Annotated in this window: 25 protein-coding genes; 20 read left to right on the top strand and 5 right to left on the bottom strand. The window is 57.0% G+C overall.

All coding sequences use genetic code 11. The features are described from left to right. Window positions 1-26: 26 nt before the first annotated feature. Window positions 27-329: a nucleotidyltransferase family protein gene (locus tag HMPREF2625_RS02905; protein ID WP_070521599.1), complete on the bottom strand. Its 303-nt coding sequence runs from the start codon at window positions 327-329 to the stop codon at window positions 27-29. Between the two features lie 68 nt (window positions 330-397). Between HMPREF2625_RS02905 and HMPREF2625_RS02900 the strand changes: the two genes are divergently transcribed. The 7 genes from HMPREF2625_RS02900 to HMPREF2625_RS02870 all read left to right on the top strand — a co-directional run bounded on the left by HMPREF2625_RS02900 (window position 398) and on the right by HMPREF2625_RS02870 (window position 6,079). Next, entirely contained in the window at window positions 398-721 is a 324-nt protein-coding gene (locus HMPREF2625_RS02900) for a metal-sensitive transcriptional regulator (protein WP_070521596.1), read from the top strand. A gap of 57 nt (window positions 722-778) precedes the next feature. Further along, window positions 779-994 carry a heavy-metal-associated domain-containing protein gene (locus HMPREF2625_RS02895; protein ID WP_070521593.1) on the top strand — a complete coding sequence of 72 codons (216 nt, stop codon included), beginning with the start codon at window positions 779-781 and terminating at the stop codon, window positions 992-994. Between the two features lie 2 nt (window positions 995-996). Beyond that, window positions 997-1,434, top strand: coding sequence for a hypothetical protein (locus HMPREF2625_RS02890; protein WP_070521591.1), 438 nt, complete (start codon window positions 997-999; stop codon window positions 1,432-1,434). Window positions 1,435-1,523: 89 nt separating this feature from the next. Next, a complete protein-coding gene (locus HMPREF2625_RS02885; RefSeq protein ID WP_070521588.1) occupies window positions 1,524-3,923 on the top strand; it encodes a heavy metal translocating P-type ATPase in 2,400 nt (799 codons plus the stop codon). A 170-nt stretch (window positions 3,924-4,093) separates the two neighbouring features. Beyond that, the gene (locus HMPREF2625_RS02880) at window positions 4,094-4,786 is read left to right on the top strand and encodes an O-methyltransferase (protein WP_070521585.1); all 693 of its coding nucleotides are present in this window, start codon (window positions 4,094-4,096) and stop codon (window positions 4,784-4,786) included. Window positions 4,787-4,858: 72 nt separating this feature from the next. Next, a complete protein-coding gene (locus HMPREF2625_RS02875; RefSeq protein WP_006888341.1) occupies window positions 4,859-5,287 on the top strand; it encodes a DUF2703 domain-containing protein in 429 nt (142 codons plus the stop codon). A 132-nt stretch (window positions 5,288-5,419) separates the two neighbouring features. Further along, window positions 5,420-6,079 carry an NAD(P)H-dependent oxidoreductase gene (locus HMPREF2625_RS02870; protein WP_070521582.1) on the top strand — a complete coding sequence of 220 codons (660 nt, stop codon included), beginning with the start codon at window positions 5,420-5,422 and terminating at the stop codon, window positions 6,077-6,079. A 287-nt stretch (window positions 6,080-6,366) separates the two neighbouring features. Here HMPREF2625_RS02870 and HMPREF2625_RS02865 read toward each other — a convergent pair whose 3' ends face one another. After that, on the bottom strand, window positions 6,367-6,627 hold the full coding sequence (locus HMPREF2625_RS02865; RefSeq protein WP_070521579.1) for a hypothetical protein: 261 nt from the start codon (window positions 6,625-6,627) through the stop codon (window positions 6,367-6,369). A gap of 193 nt (window positions 6,628-6,820) precedes the next feature. Between HMPREF2625_RS02865 and HMPREF2625_RS02860 the strand changes: the two genes are divergently transcribed. The 13 genes from HMPREF2625_RS02860 to HMPREF2625_RS02805 all read left to right on the top strand — a co-directional run bounded on the left by HMPREF2625_RS02860 (window position 6,821) and on the right by HMPREF2625_RS02805 (window position 13,838). Next, window positions 6,821-7,549: a nitroreductase family protein gene (locus tag HMPREF2625_RS02860; RefSeq protein ID WP_070521576.1), complete on the top strand. Its 729-nt coding sequence runs from the start codon at window positions 6,821-6,823 to the stop codon at window positions 7,547-7,549. Between the two features lie 32 nt (window positions 7,550-7,581). Further along, entirely contained in the window at window positions 7,582-8,154 is a 573-nt protein-coding gene (locus HMPREF2625_RS02855; RefSeq protein ID WP_070521573.1) for a DJ-1/PfpI family protein, read from the top strand. Between the two features lie 54 nt (window positions 8,155-8,208). Next, window positions 8,209-8,358: a cytochrome-c oxidase gene (locus tag HMPREF2625_RS02850; protein ID WP_070521570.1), complete on the top strand. Its 150-nt coding sequence runs from the start codon at window positions 8,209-8,211 to the stop codon at window positions 8,356-8,358. A gap of 116 nt (window positions 8,359-8,474) precedes the next feature. Then, window positions 8,475-8,909 (top strand): hypothetical protein, encoded by a 435-nt coding sequence (locus HMPREF2625_RS02845; RefSeq protein ID WP_070521566.1) that lies wholly within the window; start codon window positions 8,475-8,477, stop codon window positions 8,907-8,909. Between the two features lie 479 nt (window positions 8,910-9,388). Beyond that, window positions 9,389-9,649, top strand: coding sequence for a GlsB/YeaQ/YmgE family stress response membrane protein (locus HMPREF2625_RS02840; protein ID WP_037231409.1), 261 nt, complete (start codon window positions 9,389-9,391; stop codon window positions 9,647-9,649). Between the two features lie 367 nt (window positions 9,650-10,016). Next, entirely contained in the window at window positions 10,017-10,499 is a 483-nt protein-coding gene (locus HMPREF2625_RS02835) for an Asp23/Gls24 family envelope stress response protein (RefSeq protein ID WP_004005822.1), read from the top strand. A gap of 33 nt (window positions 10,500-10,532) precedes the next feature. Next, a complete protein-coding gene (locus HMPREF2625_RS10895) occupies window positions 10,533-10,709 on the top strand; it encodes a hypothetical protein (RefSeq protein ID WP_004005823.1) in 177 nt (58 codons plus the stop codon). After that, a complete protein-coding gene (locus HMPREF2625_RS02830; RefSeq protein ID WP_070521564.1) occupies window positions 10,709-11,128 on the top strand; it encodes an Asp23/Gls24 family envelope stress response protein in 420 nt (139 codons plus the stop codon). The genes HMPREF2625_RS10895 and HMPREF2625_RS02830 overlap by 1 nt, the downstream gene beginning before the upstream one ends. Continuing rightward, the gene (locus HMPREF2625_RS02825; protein WP_070521561.1) at window positions 11,125-11,673 is read left to right on the top strand and encodes a DUF6286 domain-containing protein; all 549 of its coding nucleotides are present in this window, start codon (window positions 11,125-11,127) and stop codon (window positions 11,671-11,673) included. Before HMPREF2625_RS02830 ends, HMPREF2625_RS02825 begins: the two co-directional genes overlap by 4 nt. A gap of 13 nt (window positions 11,674-11,686) precedes the next feature. Further along, window positions 11,687-12,337: an Asp23/Gls24 family envelope stress response protein gene (locus HMPREF2625_RS02820; protein WP_070521558.1), complete on the top strand. Its 651-nt coding sequence runs from the start codon at window positions 11,687-11,689 to the stop codon at window positions 12,335-12,337. Then, window positions 12,327-12,974: an RNA polymerase sigma factor gene (locus HMPREF2625_RS02815; RefSeq protein ID WP_070521555.1), complete on the top strand. Its 648-nt coding sequence runs from the start codon at window positions 12,327-12,329 to the stop codon at window positions 12,972-12,974. Before HMPREF2625_RS02820 ends, HMPREF2625_RS02815 begins: the two co-directional genes overlap by 11 nt. Further along, window positions 12,971-13,507 (top strand): Asp23/Gls24 family envelope stress response protein, encoded by a 537-nt coding sequence (locus HMPREF2625_RS02810; RefSeq protein WP_070521552.1) that lies wholly within the window; start codon window positions 12,971-12,973, stop codon window positions 13,505-13,507. The genes HMPREF2625_RS02815 and HMPREF2625_RS02810 overlap by 4 nt, the downstream gene beginning before the upstream one ends. Further along, window positions 13,497-13,838, top strand: coding sequence for a transcriptional regulator (locus HMPREF2625_RS02805; protein WP_070521550.1), 342 nt, complete (start codon window positions 13,497-13,499; stop codon window positions 13,836-13,838). The genes HMPREF2625_RS02810 and HMPREF2625_RS02805 overlap by 11 nt, the downstream gene beginning before the upstream one ends. Window positions 13,839-14,009: 171 nt before the next feature. Here the strand turns inward: HMPREF2625_RS02805 and HMPREF2625_RS02800 are convergent, their stop codons facing one another. From HMPREF2625_RS02800 to HMPREF2625_RS02790, 3 genes are all read right to left on the bottom strand, one after another. Then, on the bottom strand, window positions 14,010-15,512 hold the full coding sequence (locus HMPREF2625_RS02800; protein WP_070521547.1) for an MATE family efflux transporter: 1,503 nt from the start codon (window positions 15,510-15,512) through the stop codon (window positions 14,010-14,012). Window positions 15,513-15,702: 190 nt separating this feature from the next. Further along, window positions 15,703-16,092, bottom strand: a complete 390-nt coding sequence (locus HMPREF2625_RS02795; RefSeq protein ID WP_006888382.1) for an RNA-binding S4 domain-containing protein — start codon at window positions 16,090-16,092, stop codon at window positions 15,703-15,705. Window positions 16,093-16,167: 75 nt separating this feature from the next. Further along, window positions 16,168-17,388 (bottom strand): ABC transporter permease, encoded by a 1,221-nt coding sequence (locus HMPREF2625_RS02790; RefSeq protein ID WP_070521543.1) that lies wholly within the window; start codon window positions 17,386-17,388, stop codon window positions 16,168-16,170. Window positions 17,389-17,537 lie beyond the last annotated feature (149 nt).

The following is a 17,537-nucleotide window of genomic DNA, read 5'->3' as shown; positions in this document are numbered from 1 at the left end:
CATGATGATGTAAGGGTCTGGAACTTTCACAACGGCAGCTCCGTCAAGTCGGGTTCGATGTAGGGGCGAAAAACAGGCTTAATAGAGGTCAGCACGTCGACCGGGTACCCTGTAATCTGCTCAAGCTCCTCAGATAACCGCAGTAATACGCCGTAATCTGGGGAGTCTTTCATCTCTACTAAAAAATCAAGATCACTGGCGGGGTTAAGCTCGCCGCGTGCCGCGCTGCCGAATAGGTGCGCTTTAACCACCCCATACTTCCGCAGGGTATTGAGCACCGTTTGCTCGTGCGGAAGCGTATAGACCGATTGAGGGTGTGGTTCACGCATAAAGCCAATATATCAAATCACCTTCACCACCTCTTGAGATATACCCCCCTAGGGTATACACTGGATCTATGACAAAGCATGATTCCTCAGCACAACCGCACGGGTATACCCCAAACAAAGAGGCGCATTTGAAGCGCCTGCGCCGCATCGAAGGGCAAGTGCGCGGTATCGCCCGCATGGTCGAGGAAGACAAGTACTGTATTGATGTGCTTACTCAGGTCGCGGCGGTTTCCAAAGCACTCCATGCAGTCTCACTCAACCTGCTCGAAGAACATATGGGGCATTGCGTCACCAACGCCGCAATTGAATCCGAACGTACAGGTGATGCGACAATAGTTGATGAGAAAATAAAAGAGGCAACCGCCGCCATATCCCGCATGATGCGCAGCTGACACGCGGGCGGCGCATCCACAAGTTTTGTAATTCCAAAAATTCTGGAAGGAAACATCATGCCAATCACCACTGTCAAAGCAACCGGCCTCACCTGCAACCACTGCGCCATGAGCGTGAGTGAAGAAGTCGGCGAAGTTCCGGGCGTCACCGGCGTGAACGTAGACGTGGTCAAAGACGGCGTTTCGACCGTCACCATCGAGCACGAAGGCACCCTTAACACGCAAGCCGTAGCGGACGCCATCGTTGAAGCTGGCTTCACTCCCGCCGTCTAATCATGGCGTATTCTCCGCAGTACCAGGCAATGGCGGTCGGGGCAGTGCGCGCACTCGTAGGCACCGAGAACATTCACCTGACCGAGGCGATTTCCCGCGTGGCACGGCAGATGGGGCTCGACTCCGATCTGCTGGATGCGTGGGTGCGCGACTCCACCCCCTATACGGCGCGCGAGGATCAGCGCGGGCTGAAACGGCGGGGCGCATCGCGTATACATTCCTCACAGGATCATGCGGCGAATACCTCCGCAGACGGCACCGGCGATAATCTGCATCCCGGTGTGCACGGCACCGCATACGACGCCCTCGCTCAACGCCGCACATTCAGGCGTGCCGCCGTCACGCGGGTTCGCGGGGTGAACGATCGAGGCTCGAAACTAACCGGGCAGCGACCGCGCAGCAACCGTGCCGATGGACTGCCGGACGAAGGCGAAGTATAGATCAGGGCGGACTGCGGCAGGCGCATCCGCAGCAGGCAAAACCCGAAGACAGCACAGCATCGTGAGCATTGAGAACCGAGGCGAAGAACATGGGTAACTCAACTCAAACAGCATCCACCACAGCTGAGAACGACCATTCTCTTTTCGATTCCTCGGCTAACGGCGGGCAGACGCGCATTATCCACCTGGATGTTCAGGGCATGACGTGCGCATCCTGCGTGGGCCGCGTGGAACGTAAACTCCGCAAAATTCCGGGGGTTGATCCCGCCGTGAACCTGCCGCTGGAGTCTGCGCGCGTGATCGTTCCCGCCGATATTACCGATGAGCAGATCATTGAAACGGTCAATAACGCCGGGTATACGGCATCGCTCAAAACTGAGGTTCGCGATGCAGAGTCCGAAGAGACAACCAACGCGCGCAGCGGGGGCTTGGGGTGGCGCATCGTTGTGGCGTTGTTGCTGGGTGTGCCGATTTTCTTGATTTCAATGTTCCCCACGTTCCAGTTCCCGCACTGGGGCTGGGTGCTTGCGATTATCACGCTGCCGGTTGCGGTCTATAGCGCCGAGCCGTTTCACCGCGCCGCTCTCACGAACGCGCGCCACTTCAGCAGCACGATGGACACGCTGGTTTCTCTCGGCGTGATTGTCGCCTACCTGTATTCACTCGCGCAGCTGTTCATAAACCCCGGGCTGACCGAGCATGTTCACCCCATGCAGGGGGGCATTCTCGGCATGTTCTTGAGCGGGCACCATGCGCCGCTGTACTTCGATTCGGCGTCGATGGTGACTTTATTCCTGCTGATCGGTCGGGCAATTGAGCACCGCACACGAACCCGCTCTTCCGAGGCTCTGCGCACCCTGCTGAGCCTGGGAGCACGCACCGCGACCCTGCTTCGCACCGACAAGCGGGGAACCACGCGCGAGGTGCAGATTCCGGTCGAGGATCTCCTTCCGGGAGACGAATTTCTGGTGCGCCCGGGTGAAAAAATCGCCACTGACGGCACGGTTATTGCAGGGTCTTCCGCCGTGGATGCCTCCCTGCTGACCGGCGAATCGGTGCCCGTCGAGGTTTCGGTGGGCGATGCGGTCACCGGCGCAACCCTGAACACCTCCGGGTCGCTGACGGTGCGCGCCACCCGTGTGGGGTCTGAGACGACGCTCGCGAAAATGGGCGAGCTGGTTGCCGCCGCCCAGGAAACGAAGGCACCCATCGCGCGCCTTGCCGACCGTGTTTCTGCGATTTTCGTGCCAACAATTCTGGTGATTTCACTCCTGACTCTCATCGGGTGGCTGGCTGTATCGCACGATGTGCCGCGTGCGTTCAACGCGGCGGTTTCGGTGCTGGTGATCGCCTGTCCGTGCGCACTCGGTCTGGCTACCCCCACGGCGCTGCTGGCGGGCACCGGGCGCGGCTCGCAGCTGGGCATACTTATTCGCAACGCGCAGGTGCTGGAAACTACGTATGCGGTGAACCGAATCGTGCTGGATAAAACCGGGACCGTAACCGAGGGCACAATGCGCGTGGCACGCTTTGGAACCTTCGACGATTTCACCGAAGTTACGGACGACAACGCCTCTTCAAAGAGCGAACGTTCTGTATCTATTCTGAGCGATGCCGCAGCTGTGGAGGCACTGAGCGAGCATCCAATAGCCCATGCTATTGCGCGTTTTGCGACAGAAAATTATGGAGCATTTCTCGGTACCGTCGAGAACTTTGAGGGTGTGCCCGGAGGTGTGCGCGGCGAGCTCGTGCGCACTCGGGACGAGGGGAAGTCCCGCCGCCTGGTATTGGTGGGCACCCCCGAATACCTGCTGCAGGCGGGCGTTCCCCTCACCGAGAAGCAGCATCAGATGCTTGAGCAAACGCGTTCGGAAGGGCTGACCACCGTGGCTGTGGCTCGCGCGATCGGCACAAAGGACCCCCTTCCTGTCGGGCTCATCGCACTGGCAGACTCCCCCAAGCCCGAGTCGGCGCAGGCTATCGCCGAGCTTCACGAACTGGGCTTAGAACCCACGCTGCTGACTGGTGACGCCCCCGAAGTTGCCCAAGCTATCGCATCCAGCGTGGGGATTAATCCTGAGAACGTCTTTGCGGGGGTCACGCCCGAACGTAAATCTGAGGTTATCGCGCAGCTTCAAGATGAAGGCTACCGGGTGGCGATGGTTGGCGATGGCGTGAACGATGCGCCTGCCCTGGCCCGCGCAGACCTGGGCATGGCTATGGGCTCGGGTACGGATGTTGCGGTGCAGGCTTCAGATATTGTGCTGATGCGCTCGGATATGCGCGCGATCCCCACGTCGCTGCGGCTTTCGCGGGCGACTTTGCACACCATCAAGTCGAATCTGTTCTGGGCGTTCGCATACAACACTATCGCGGTGCCGGTCGCAGCGGCGGGGCTGCTGAACCCGATGATTGCGGGCGCGGCCATGGCGTTCAGTTCGGTGTTTGTGGTGCTCAATTCGATGCGCCTCACCCGATTTGAGCGTTAGCTAGGTCACGGCGGCGAGCTTCGGCTTTTGTGCGTCTTCGCGCAAATCCCTTGTACTCCCCTGCTGACGCTGGCATGATAAGAAGAATCACATGACCGCACTATTTTCAGGGGTATACCTCTGAATTTTGTGGTGCAGGTAATACGTGCCGAAGCATCCGGGAGATTCACATGCCCAAATTAACCCCGCAAATGTTCACATTCCTCAACGACCCACCGGTCGAAGACACACTCTATGACCTCTACGACGCCACGCTCAAGCAGGGCAAGCGCATGTTCATACATTTTCTGCCGAAAATCCACCAGATTTTAGGCAGGGGGATTGATTGGGAGACCGAGAACGAAGATTTTTATACCGATAAATACATCCCCATAACCCCGCAGCAGGGAGAGTTTCTGTATATGCAGGCGCTGGCGAGCGGCGCGCGGAATATCGTTGAGTTTGGTACGTCCTACGGCATCTCGACGCTGTATCTTGCCGCCGCCGCAAAACGCAATGGCGGGCGCGTAATCACCTGCGAATATGTGCCTCATAAGGCTGAGGCCGCGCGGAAAAATTTTGAGCGGGCGGGGCTTGCGGACTATGTCGAGCTGCGCGAAGGCGATGCGCTAAAGACCCTGCAAGACTTGGATTTCAGCCCCGATTTTGTACTTCTCGACGGGTGGCCTGACCTGGTGCTTCCCGTCTTTCAGCTTTTGGAGCCGCATCTTGCCGACCGCGCTGTGATTGCCGTAGACGATGTTGAGGGATTTGGTCCGTCTATGGAGGATTACCTCGACTATGTGCGCACCCCCGCCAACGGATACGTCTCAGTGACCATGCACCCGAGCAAGGCCCTGGAATACACCGTAAAAGTGGTGTAAACACTGGCGTGCCCACGCCCCATCTCATCACAACCAAATAGATTATAGTTTCAACAGGAAAGGTAGTCCCTGATGAAAACTTTACCTATTATCTGGCAGCACCTTGTCAATGCCGAAAAACAAACCTGCTCACGGTGCGGTACAACAGGTGAGGAGCTGCGCAAGGCTTTACAGGTATTGGAAGCTGAGCTCTTGCCTCAAGGTATTCAGCCTCATCTGGAAATCCGTACAATGAGTGAAGAAGAATTCTTGACTCATCCTGAGGAATCCAATCGTATCTGGATTATGGGTGTACCCTTGGAAGATCTAGTGGGTGGGATACAGGGAAGCAGCACCTGCGACGACGTGTGCCACGGTGAACAGTGCCGAACCGTCGAGTCCCAGGGGAAAACATATGATGCAGTTCCAGCATCTCTGATTGTGCAGGCCGCTCACCGGGCTCTTTCACCCGAAAAACCAGCTGAAGATCGGCGGCGGTTTGTCCAAACGATATGTTGTTAGCCGTAGGAGCATATCTAAAGCACGCTTTGGGCAACGCAGTCAATCACGCTGTGCGAAAAAACCGGCGGGAGGCGCATCCCTGCTCGATATACTAAATTCCGTCATAGAAACCCAGCACAGAAAAGGAAAACCATGATTCTCACTCGTGAACAAGCAATTGAAATTTTCAAGCGTCGCGTTTCTACCCGCTCCTACGACCCCGCCCGTACAATCAGCGACAAAGACTTTAACACAATCCTTGAGTTCGACCGCCTCTCCCCCAGCTCGGTTGGTTCCGAGCCGTGGAAATTTCTGGTGATACAGAATAAAGAGCTACGTGAGAAGCTCAAGCCTATCGCCTGGGGTATGGCAAACACGCTCGATGACGCCAGCCATGTGGTGATTATTGTGGCGAAGAAGAACGCCCGCTACGATTCCGATTTCCTGCTGCAGACGCTCGCGAAGCGCAACCTTCCCGAAGACCAGATGCAGATGGCAATGGGCATGTACAAAAAGTTCCAGATTCATGATATGAAGATCGCCGACGACGAGCGTGCCCTTTTCGAGTGGACTAGGAAGAATACCTATATTGCGCTGGCGAATATGCTCACGGGCGCAGCGATGCTCGGCATCGATTCCTGCCCCGTTGAAGGCATGGACTACGATGCGGTCACCCAGCTCCTCACCGAGGAAGGGCTTCTCGATCCTGAGGATTACGGCGTATCCGTTGCCGCGACCTTCGGCTACCGCTCGCGCGAGATCGACCCGAAGCCGCGCAAGCCGCTCGATGAGCTCGTTGTGTGGGCCAAGTAGTCTGCTCTCCCTGAGTTCCCGCGCGGGGATCTTATCTGGGGGCTGGGTATCAGGTACTTAGTAGCCTGCCCGGTCCCCTAATTTACCCGGTTTCTGCACTCACTGGGCGTACCTATGCGCTGGCGCTTCACTTGTGGAATGAGTCGGTACTGCGTTCCGTGCCGCTGGTGCGTGAACACGGAATTTCCCGCTAACCCCGCTCCTGGGACAGGTTTTCGATGCGCACACGGTCACCGAGAACTGGTTCACCGGGTAGCTTCCCGCCCGGGTCTCTTCGTAGCGGTCAGCTATTCTTCGCGGTGTTCCCGGTATTTATCGTGTGCCGTGCGACCAAGATTCTTTCCGGTTTTTGTGGCGATTTTGCGTTCCGCTTTATGGGCGGCGCGCTGGGAGGTATCACCCGAATCCCGCATAATACCCTTGAAAATAACGGCACCTATAGCCACGAACGCAATAACAACAACTGCAAGCACAACGGGGAATATCCAGCCGGGCGCATCAGCCTGTTCGTTGAGGGTATCGTGGGCAAGAATGTTCAGAAGTATCAAAGAGCCTCCTCGTTCTTATACTGAGCCTGCTTCTTTCCACTATAAAACCTGTGCTCACAAGGCGCTTTATACGGCATCGCGTTCGCTTAAATATCCAAAATTATGCGTGAATTCCGCGCCCGTGAACGCTAGTCTTAAAGGTGAGGGTAGTTTTATATGCCTTCGGAATGCCGCTGTGGAAAGGAGTCGCATAATGTCCCTGCTAGATTTGCTGAACCGCCGCCGTTCGGTGCGCCATTACGACGAGAACCAGCCCATTGATGCCGATGTTGTCAAAGAGTGTTTGCGGGCGGCTCAGCTGGCGCCCACAAGTTCGAATATGCAGCTGTACGAGCTCTACCACGTGACTGATCCCGCCACCCTGAATAAACTCGCCGCAGCGTGCATGCACCAGCAGGCCGCCAAGACCGCGCAGCAGATGGTGGTATTCGTAACCCGCCAGGATTTGTACCGCCGCCGCGCGAAAGCCGCGCTGGAATTTGAACGCGGCAATGTTGAGCGTAACAGCCCGGCTGAGAAGCAGAAAGACCGCATTAAGAATTGGGAAATGTACTACACCAAGGCTATGCCGCTCCTGTACGCGCGCTGCTTTGGTCTACTGGGCGCATCCCGCGCGGCAATGGCGAATTGTGCTGGCCTATTCGTTCCGATGATGCGTGAGGTTTCGGAGCACGATTATCGCGTGGTTGTGCACAAGAGCTGCGGCCTGGTGGCGCAGACGTTTATGCTCGCGATGACCGAGGCGGGGTACGACACCTGCCCGATGGAAGGCTTCGACAGCCGCCGCGTGAAGAAACTCCTCAACCTGCCGCGCAATGTTGAGATTAACATGGTGGTTGCCTGCGGTATCCGCAAACCCGGTCACGGCATCTGGGGAGAGCGCTTCCGCCTGCCCTTCGACGAGGTCTATCGCAGGGTTTAGTGACTAGTGCGCTGAGGTTACAAGGAGTTCCCGTGAAAACACTTGCTGTCGTCATTCTGGATAAATTCGCCGATTGGGAGCCTGCCCTGCTTGCCGCTGGGCTGCAGAGTATTATCGGTGGGTACACAGTGCGGTGGGCGTCCGTCGATCGAGAAGTGAAAACCTCTATGGGCGGGTTGCGTGTGGAACCCGATATGACAATTTCCGAGATTCCCTCAACTACAGATGCGGTCATCGTCGTCGGCGCGGAAGGCTCGTGGCGTACTCTGTCCGCCGAAGATTCCCAGCAGCTCGCCTCAATCCTCGGTGATTTCAAGGATGCGGGAAAACCGGTTGGTGGTATCTGCGACGGCACGTATTTCTTGGCTTCTGCTGGCCTGCTCGATGGACGCAGGCACACCGCCAATAGTTTTGAGGACATCAAGGATTTGCCTGCCTACACGAACCCGCATCAGTACGTGAACACCACGCGCGAGGCTGTGCGAGATAAGAACCTGGTGACCGCCAGCGGGGCAGGATTCGTTGATTTCACCTTCGAAATGCTGCATGCTCTCGGTGATATTCCTGACGCCACCATTGAGCAGTTTAACCAGATGCTGCGATAACTGCCGGGCTCATCTCAACTAGTATATTCACTCCATACAGAATACGGAGGGCGCATGAAACATTCACACGATTCCGCCCCTGACGACTGGTCTTGGCTTGATGAGTTGGGGGAGCTGGGCCCGAGTTTTATTGAGGCGATCCAGCAGCTACATGCCGCTCCGATCTACTATCAGAGCCCGGAACGAGCACACGGTGACATATAGCGGTTCCGATTATTTGCACGCCTTCATTCAGTAAATAATGCGCCTTTGGGTATATTACGTATGTTTCGAGGGTACTTTATAAGGATTTTCATGGCCCCTCAGGAAAGGTGAAGAATATGGATTTTCGGTTTGAGAACCCGCCCCAGCTGGAGCTCGGACAGCCTATCGGTTACTACCACGAACAATTTAATAAAGAACTTCATGATTCGTCATTCCCCGGGTGTGAGCGTTTCATGGGTCGCGTTACTCTGGGTGGCGCCGAACGCGTGGTGGATCTTGGATTGGCTGAGGGGAAGGTTGTTCTGTTCTCCCTGCAGATCCTGGATGGTGACACCCTCGACGGCGTGAGCTTGGGACTTTCACCGCGTGAATTTCACGAAAAAATGCGCATCGAGAGGCACGACAGTTCTATTTTCTCCGAGCGCCTGATTTTCTTCGAGGATTTCCTCACCCTCGGATGCGAAGGTAAAAACATTGAATTTATCGAGTGGTGGGATCGCAGATATTGGGATGACTATTCTTTCCTCGAAGAAGCATATCCGAACGAATAATTGACGGAAGTTTTAAGCTCGCTACGCTTTAATCCACACGTCCGAGGCAGCGCGGCGGTCGAAGATGAACGCCCGCAGAAGACTCCGAGCTGAAATACTTCTGTAAGAATATGGTAAATTCCGAGGCGTGTAACGACGTCAAAGATGACGGGATCGGGTACGCGCTTCCTTTTATCTTCGAGCCTCAAGAGCCGGGCATCAAAAACCATCAGCAAATATGTGATGTAAAACACTTATAGAACGCGTGAGGATCTGCGCATTCATGGCGTCTTCATATCAGCGCCGTAGGCTTGAGAGACGGCGGCAGGCGATAACAGCCCCGTCGAATCACGCAATATGTGACAGGAAAGGCAGCTGAAATCCCGGCTGCTGTTGAACTTTCAGGCGGAACCTCACCGATCTGCGCTTTTAAGACCCCATATCATCATCCGTTCAGGCGCGCCCGCGCTGTGACGGATACTCACAAAGGAAGAACCATTATGCTTGGACTCATCGGAATGATCATTGCCGGCGCTATCATCGGCGCTCTGGCCCGCCTCATCATGCGAGGTCACCAGAACATCTCGGCACTGTGGACCGTTATCTTGGGTGCTGTTGGCGCATTCGTTGGCGGAGGGATCGCGAGCTTCTTCGGTGTTGCAGATACCGCTGGTATCGACTGGATTCGCTGGATCCTCTCCATTATCGCCGCCATTGTCGCAATCTCCATATACCTAAGCGTAACCGGCAAAAAGAACTAATAGCCCATATTCTTGCGTCGCTTTAGCCTCGCAGAAACAAAGTTAAGCGGGTTATGCAGATGCTACTCCCAGCTTCCGCATAGCCCGCTTTGGCGCATATGAGGACTGCTCGCGCGATAGGCAACTGAGCCGAGCAAACATAGGCAACAGTCGTGTTTGTACACGCTCATCAAAACAAAGTGATATATACCACCATTTTGATTCGTGAGGAATTCAGTACCTCAAGCGTCTTTATAGTAGCGTCACCATCGACCGCAAGAACGGACAAAGGGCGTGGGTAGCGACCAAACTCCCCAGCCGTCGATGCGTGCCGCACATATCAAACATCATAATCCGCGCAGCGGAAAACACATGAAATGAGGCTCCCATGAGCGATAACTCCATTCCCCAAACCGGTCAGCAGCGCGAGCGCGAAAACAACAAGGAAACCCAGCAGGACAAGACTCCTCGCGGTCCCCTACAGACTTCGCACGGTGTAACCACCATTGAAGAGAATGTTGTTGCCAAAATCGCTGGCATGGCAACCCGCGAAGTTCCCGGTGTGTACGATATGGGCAATGCCGTACGCCGTGCCTTCAGCGCCGTGACCGACCGCATCCCCAACGCCCAGACCAATGTTGCTGGCGGTATTAGCGTCCAGAAGGGCGAGACCCAGGCAGCCGTAGATGTTACCGTCGTGGTCGAATATGGAGTCTCCATTGTGGAAGTAGCCAATGCTATCCGCCGCAACATTATCGAGCAGATTGAGGGGACCACAGGGTTGGAGGTAGTAGAGGTCAATATCGACGTCACCGACGTTCACCTGCCCGACGACGATTCCACTTCCGCTGACTCTGCCGATCTCAAGTAATCTACTCCGACGCCCCCGATCTGAGGATCTTTTATGAAGACAACACACCTGGCCCTTTTGGTGGGCCTATTCCTGGGAACAATTCTTGCTTTCGGTTCCTTCGCCGACTTCATCCTGGTGGCGCTATGCGGCCTGGTTGGAACGGTGGTGGGTCTTTACCTGGAGGGCCGGGTCGATGTCCAAAGCATCCTTAATCGATGGAGGAAGTAATGACGGAGACCAATACACAGCCCGCTGCTGTCAGTGTCGAGGACCCTCAGACAGAGAGCCCCCGGCAGGAGCAGCGCGGCGTCACCGTCATTCCCGCCCAGGTTGTTGCGCAGATCGCGGCTCAAGCTGCCTACGAGAGCGCAAATGTGGGCTCGAACGCCGGGGGACTGCTCGGGATCGGGGCACGTCGAAATTTCCATTCACGCCCCGAGGCAAAGTGTGATCTCTACGGTCAGGTTGCCGTCCTTCACCTAGATCTCGGCCTTACCTTCCCTACAGCACTGGTTTCAACTCTGCAACAGGTGCGTGAGCATGTGAGCCAGCGCGTCGAGCACCTCACCGGGCTGAGGGTTGAGAAGATCAACATTGAGATCTCCTGGCTCAATCCGAACAACCAGGTAAGGAGGGCTCTGCGATGAAAACCCCCGTACAAAATCTCATCCGGCGCCCGTCGCGGAGTTTGCCCGTCATTATCCTGGCGTTACTACTCCTCATCGTAGGAGGGCTGGGAATCTGGGCGTTGGGAAACCGGCTCCTGAACGGGGCGTGGCCGAATGGAACATCCTCAGCAGTCAACGGGCTTGGCTCCACGATCGTCGGGTCGCCAGCGGTACTCGCGGCAGCCTGCTTTGTGACCGTATGCAGCCTGTTCATGATTCTCCTGGCTCTGTGGCCGGGGGCACCTGAACGCACTGAAGTTCTTGCAGATAACATACCCGGTCAGACAGCTATTTCACGCCGTGACCTAGCAAAGCTGGTACAAGCCCATGTCGAGCGGGTCGATGGTGTTCACAGCGCTAAGGTTCGAGTCCGTCGAACGCGCGTGAATGTGACCGTGTTCAGCGTTCTGGATGACCTCGAACCTGTGCGTCAGGCCGCACAGAAGGCAGCTGAGCAGGCTATACAGACCTTGAAACCCGTCGGAACCGCACACAGCCGAGTGCGTATCCAGCACACGAGCTGAAAGAGAGAAAACCATGCGTTCGGTATCTGGAATTCTCAATAGGATAGTCCTTGCGGTAAGCGGTATGCTCATCGCGGCGATAGCCCTCTGGCTTATGGCTTCCGGCATGGGCGTGGGTCAGTCATGGCCCGCGCTTAGCTCGGTCCTCGCCAAAGCTGATACCCGAGTCGATACCTGGGTCGGACCCCAGGCACACTGGCTGTTGCCAGCCGCCATCCTTGGGTCGGTTCTTCTCATCGCGTTTGGCTTAGTCCTGCTCATTAAGCAGGTACCCCGTAAAGCTGCCGCATCCCCCTTGCGCTTGACAGGCTCCGACGGCACACTTCTGGCCACACTCAGCCCCGATGTCATAGCCCAAGCGCTGTCTGAGCGAGCCGAAGACGTTCCTGGGGTTCAGCGGTGCTCAGTATGGGTCACCGGTTCACCCAGCAACCTGTGGGTGCAGGCAACCGTCACCGTAGCAGAGAACAGCGAGGTTGCATGGACCGTGAGCGAGCTCAGGAACCGACTTGACCACGACGTTAGTTCCTCGCTGGGAAAGCATGCTCGTCAGATCGACGTACTGCTGCGCCTAGAACAAGCCAGCAAACCCCAGAGTGCAGCCCACACTGTGGCAGGACAACACTCATTAGAGAGCGGCGGTTCTGATAACCATGACCGATGAACAGCGCAGCAATGCAGGGCAGTCTACCGGTCCGCCCACCGAGCATGTTCCTCATCCAAACGCTGCGTCTCAGGGCAAAGACAGGTACCTGGTGCTGCGAGCCCAGGACGGTGACATTGACGCCTTCGGAAAGCTCGTCGAACGTTATCAGGGACGCCTGTTTCGCACTGCCTACATGATCGTGCGCAACCGCCACGATAGTGAGGACATCGTCCAAGAAACCCTTGTTCAGGCATGGCGGAGTCTTCATCTGCTTCGGGATCCTGATGCCTTCCGAGGCTGGCTCATGCGCATCTGCACTAATAAGGCCACCAGCACTATTCGTCAACTTCAGCGCCGAGCCACTGACCCTTACGATTCAGAGGGTCTTGAGAGCGCGAGCGCCCTCCCTAACACAACGTCGACAGCGACCGATGATCCGGCACAGTCCAGTGAGGTCAACGCCCAGATAGAAGCATTAGCCAAGCTGTTGGCATCCGCTCCTGAAGAGCTGCGTATCGTCTGGGTGCTTCGAGAGGTTGATGACATGTCCTACGAGGAGATATCCCAAACCCTAAACCTAACCGAATCCACAGTCCGGGGGAGGCTGGCACGAGCCCGTTCCCTCGTCATGCGCCACATGAAGGAGTGGGAATGAGTTCCACCACCCGCATCCCACACGCAGAACCACGGCACGCACAGTCGGCTCAGTCTTATGAGCTTGACGAAGCCTCCACACGGGAGTACCTGCGTCTAATCGCTTCACTCCACAAGACCTGGGACACATTAGAATCACAGTCGAGCGCATCGGTGATGCCTCAGCGTCATATGATGGATGCGGTAATCGCCGAAACCCGTCATGGCGCTCAGGTAGAGATGCCGCCGACCGACTTAGGTCCATATAGTATGTCCGAATTCTCCCTACGCGCCCTAGTGCGACGCAGTGTAGACTCCGTACCCGGAGCTCGCGCACTCAAGTCTTCCTTCAAACATGCCCCAGCCCCCGAAGGTCAGCGAGAGCTGGGGATACCGGACACGATCTTCTGCCGTATCTCTGCACACGTTACAACCAGTAGCCTCCCCCAGCTTGCTCAACAGGTTCGTGATGCGGTGCGTCAGGCGTGTTTTGAGAACCTAGAATTGTCCCCAACCGTCAATATCCACATTGAGGATCTGCACGATGACGATTAATCTCTCAGCAGCCGAATTGACTCATGTAGTCACGGCCGTTCCCGGAGTGCGCGGCATTGAACCGGGGATCGGCTCCACGCTGAAAGCCATCGGCAGCCGTATGAGCGGCGATCCTGCGACCGCCCGATTCGGAATCATCATCGAGTCGGGCGCGCAGAAAGTCATTATCGAGATTGGAATCGACGACTCTCGTACGGTCAAAGAAATTGTCCGTGATGTTCAAGAAGCGGTTCTGCGCTCACTGTCGCAAACAAATCTAGAGGGCGGCGTTTCGGGGGCAGATTCCAAGTCCCAGCCTCAGGTGAGGGTGCGAATACAGTCCCTTCTCTGAACGCTGCGTATCGCAGAACCGTCTCCGTTTCAGGGAGCACACATACCGCCAAGGGTATAGTCCGTTCGCACATAGATGCCGTGGGGGGTCACCAGTATATGCCTCAACGCTATGCGTAAGCTAGAAGACCGTGAAAACACTTGTCCTCAACGCCTGAAAACCCCGGAAAAATTACGCTTTAATCCACACGTCCGAGGCGGCGCGGCGGCCGAAGATGAACGCCCGCACGCCCTGGTACCACAAGATGTATGCTGCCCAGAGCCCCAGGTACCCCACCGTGGCGCTCAGCAGGCCGCCGGAAACCGCCCAGTGGATCCCGAAAATGACGGGTGCATAAACAACCAGCATCACAAATGAGCCAATTGCCAGGTATTTCACGTCCTGAGCACCCATGAGGATACCATCAAGAACGAATACATATGCGGCTATTGGCTGCCCCACGCCAATCACGAGGGTAGCCCACGCGAAAAGGGTGGCGACGGGCGCATCCTGCGTGAAAATCCAGTTCCCGAAGAAACCGATCACAGGTGCAACAACGCCGGTAACGACCCCGTACACCAGGCTCATACGCACCAGTCGATTCTTGAGCTCACGCACTTTCGCACGCCCGGATTCAGCCGTCAGATCGCGTTCCCCAAGCTCCTTGCCCAACAGCGCCTGCGCCGCAATTGCAAGGGAATCCAGGGCGAAGAGCAACAGGTTGAACACACTCATACCCAGCTGATACGCCGCCGTCTGCTCGTCGCCCAGGCGAGCCACCACAAATACGGTAGACAGCAGCGCCAGGCGCATCGAGAGGGTGCGCAGCATCAGCCAGGACCCGAGGGATAGCACGCCGCGCATCCCCGCAATATCGGGTCGCCAAGTCACGCCGTGCGGGCGCATCTTAAGATGAATAAATATACCAAGAGCAAGCGCCATGCCCCACTGCGTGAGCGATGTGCCCGTCGCCGAACCGGCCACGCCCCAACCGACCGGGTATATCAGCACCCAGTTCAGCGCCACATTCACCACGGTGCCCACGCCCGCAACTTTGAGCGGGGTCACGGTGTCTTGCAGCCCGCGCAGGGTGCCCATGAGTGCCAAAATCATCATCATGGGCGGAATGCCCCACAGCGAATGGTGCAGGTAGTCACGCGCATAACCGATGGTTGCGTCGTTCGCGCCCATGCCGCGCAGCGCAGGATCGGCAAAGATATAACCCACACCCATAATGAGCAGACCGAGTCCAAGCGCAACCCACACGCCGTCCACACCGATGCGGTAGGCGTGCGCCAACCGATGCGCCCCGAACGCGCGCGCAACCGCCGGGGTCACCGAGTACGCAAGGAAGTTCATGAGTCCCACCACGGTTGTGATGAGGGTTGCCGCAATGCTCATGCCCGCCAGGGTTTCGGTGCCCAGCTGCCCCACGAGTGCGGAATCGGCGAGCACGAACAGCGGCTCGGCAATCAGCGCGCCGAAGGCGGGTACGGCGAGCGCCAGAATACGCCTGTTGAGCGATTTTTCGGGTTGAGTTTTCCCAGAGTCCGCATCGCTTTCCCCCAGGTGAAGGGGGATGCTGCCGGTACGCGGGGTCGCATCCAGCAGGTTTTGGGGTTCGTGTGTGTTGGCGGTGCCGTCGGATGTGTTCGCGGCGCCTGATGTGTTGGGTTCTGAGGCCTTGTTGCTCATAGGTACAGCCTACTCCCGCAAAGATGGCACGTCAGCGATGCGTTTATCTGTCTCACGCTATGACCGCCTCTTATTCCGCGAGCAGGTGGTTTTTGGTTCGAGCAGGTAAGAAAATCTTACCTGTTCGGCAAAATCCTACCTGCTCACGGGTCTTAACGACGCCCGCGGAGTGAGAGAGGCGAACCGGGGGTTAGCCTTTTCGCCCCCGCAGTTCGTCTAGGGCACGGCGTTCTTTCTTGGTGGGTCGCCCGGTTCCGCGTTCGCGTTTGGCGACCGGCGGCATCGACAGGTGCGCGGGGCGCGGCCCCGAGAGGTCTTCGTAACAGGTGACGGCGATCGGCGCGCCCACCCGTTTGGTGATGAGTTTTTCGACCTTAAACACGCGCTCCCAGCCGGGGTAGCGCACCCGCACGATGTCGCCTCGTTTGAGTTTTTGCGAGGGTTTTGCGGATGCGTCGTTCACGCGCACGTGCCCGCCTTTACATTCGTCGGCTGCGAGCGCGCGGGTTTTGAAGATGCGCACCGACCACAGCCAGACGTCGATGCGGGCGCTGGTGATCTCTTCGCTCATACTTCCCATTCTAGGAATCTCCCCCATGCGGCGCGAGCAGATAGTATTTTCAAAATACTATCTGCTCGCGGGAGGGCGGTGTCGCTATGTGTTTGCCGTTTTCCAGGGAATCTCCACGTTGTCCGGCACGTCTGCGTTCTGCTCGGTCTTCGCCTCGGTTTTCACACCGACGCTCGCGGTATTATCCTCTGCGCTCATGCGAGTTGCGCGGCGTTCCTTCCACGCCCAGCCGATCGTCCCGGCGAGAAGGCCAAACCCTGCCCAGCCCAACAGCACAGCCCATTGCAGGGAGTTTGAGGCATCCGGGAAGTAGGCGATATTCCGCAACAACGTATTGGATGCGCCCGGCACCATCAGCTGCCCGAGGGCGCCCCAGGGTGCGGGGATAAACTGCCACGGCATGCTTGCCCCGGAGAGCGGGTTACCCACGAACATGGAGAGCACGGCGCCAAGGCCGATACCGGCGGCATCAACAAATAGCGCGGAAATTCCGATCATGAAGGAGGCCGTTGCGAAAACGGTCACGCCGAAGGTCGCCCAAAGCGCCCCGAAGTCACCGGGAACGAATCCGAACCAGGTGCCCAAAATAAGGGTCATGAAGAGCCCGCCGATAAACCCGTAAAGTCCTGCGGTCACGAAGCGGCGCACGGTTCCTTTGACAAGAGAGATACTGAGAACCCCGCCGATTATGCCGCCCATAACAAGCGGGAATGCGGCAACCGCCAGGCCCATACCGTTGGGATCACCCTCGCCGAGCGGCACGACTGCGGTGGTTTTAACCTGTGCCTGCTGCAGTTTTTCCTGCTCGGTTTTCAGTTGTTCGAGCTGCTGGGTGGCGATGGCTCCTTGTTCACCGCCCGCCTGTACGGCCTGCTGCAGCGCCTGAGTTTTGGCTGCGGTGGCTTTCTGCTGTACCTGAGCGTTCATCTGCTGGGCTACGCCGGTGAGCATCTGGTTTGCGGATGCGTTTGCGGCGGGCGCGGTCATGACTTCGGGCGCCGCGCCTTCGGTGAAGACGATCGCGCCGTAGGTTTCACGTTCTTTGATCTGCCGTTCGGCGTCTTCGCGGGAGGACGCCTGTTTGAACTCGAAGGTTTCGCTCCCTCGATCTTTGAGTCCTTGCTCGAATTGGCTTACGGCTGCTTCCGGTCCCGCGATGGAGACGGGCAGGTTTTTCGCCTCCATGGCTTTAGTGGGCCAGGTGAAGGCAAGAATCACGATGCTGACGATGACGGATGCCAGCGTGGCGATGGCGATAACCTTGCGCCAGGATGAGGGCGTGATCGCCTCGGTTGTGCGTGCCATGAAACTCTCCAAACAAAATATCTGTTTTGTTTATCAACACGTAAGACTCTACCCTGCATGAAGACCAGATGCAAACACAATAATCATTTTGTTTATAATGTCACAACAGAGAATATTCATTCTATTTTTATCTAGCGCAAACTCCTCGG

Source organism: Rothia sp. HMSC064D08, from assembly GCF_001809525.1.
Classification (GTDB): Bacteria; Actinomycetota; Actinomycetes; order Actinomycetales; family Micrococcaceae; genus Rothia; species Rothia dentocariosa.
Note: the sequence above shows the minus strand (reverse complement) of the source record. Positions and strands in the feature narration are given on the sequence as shown.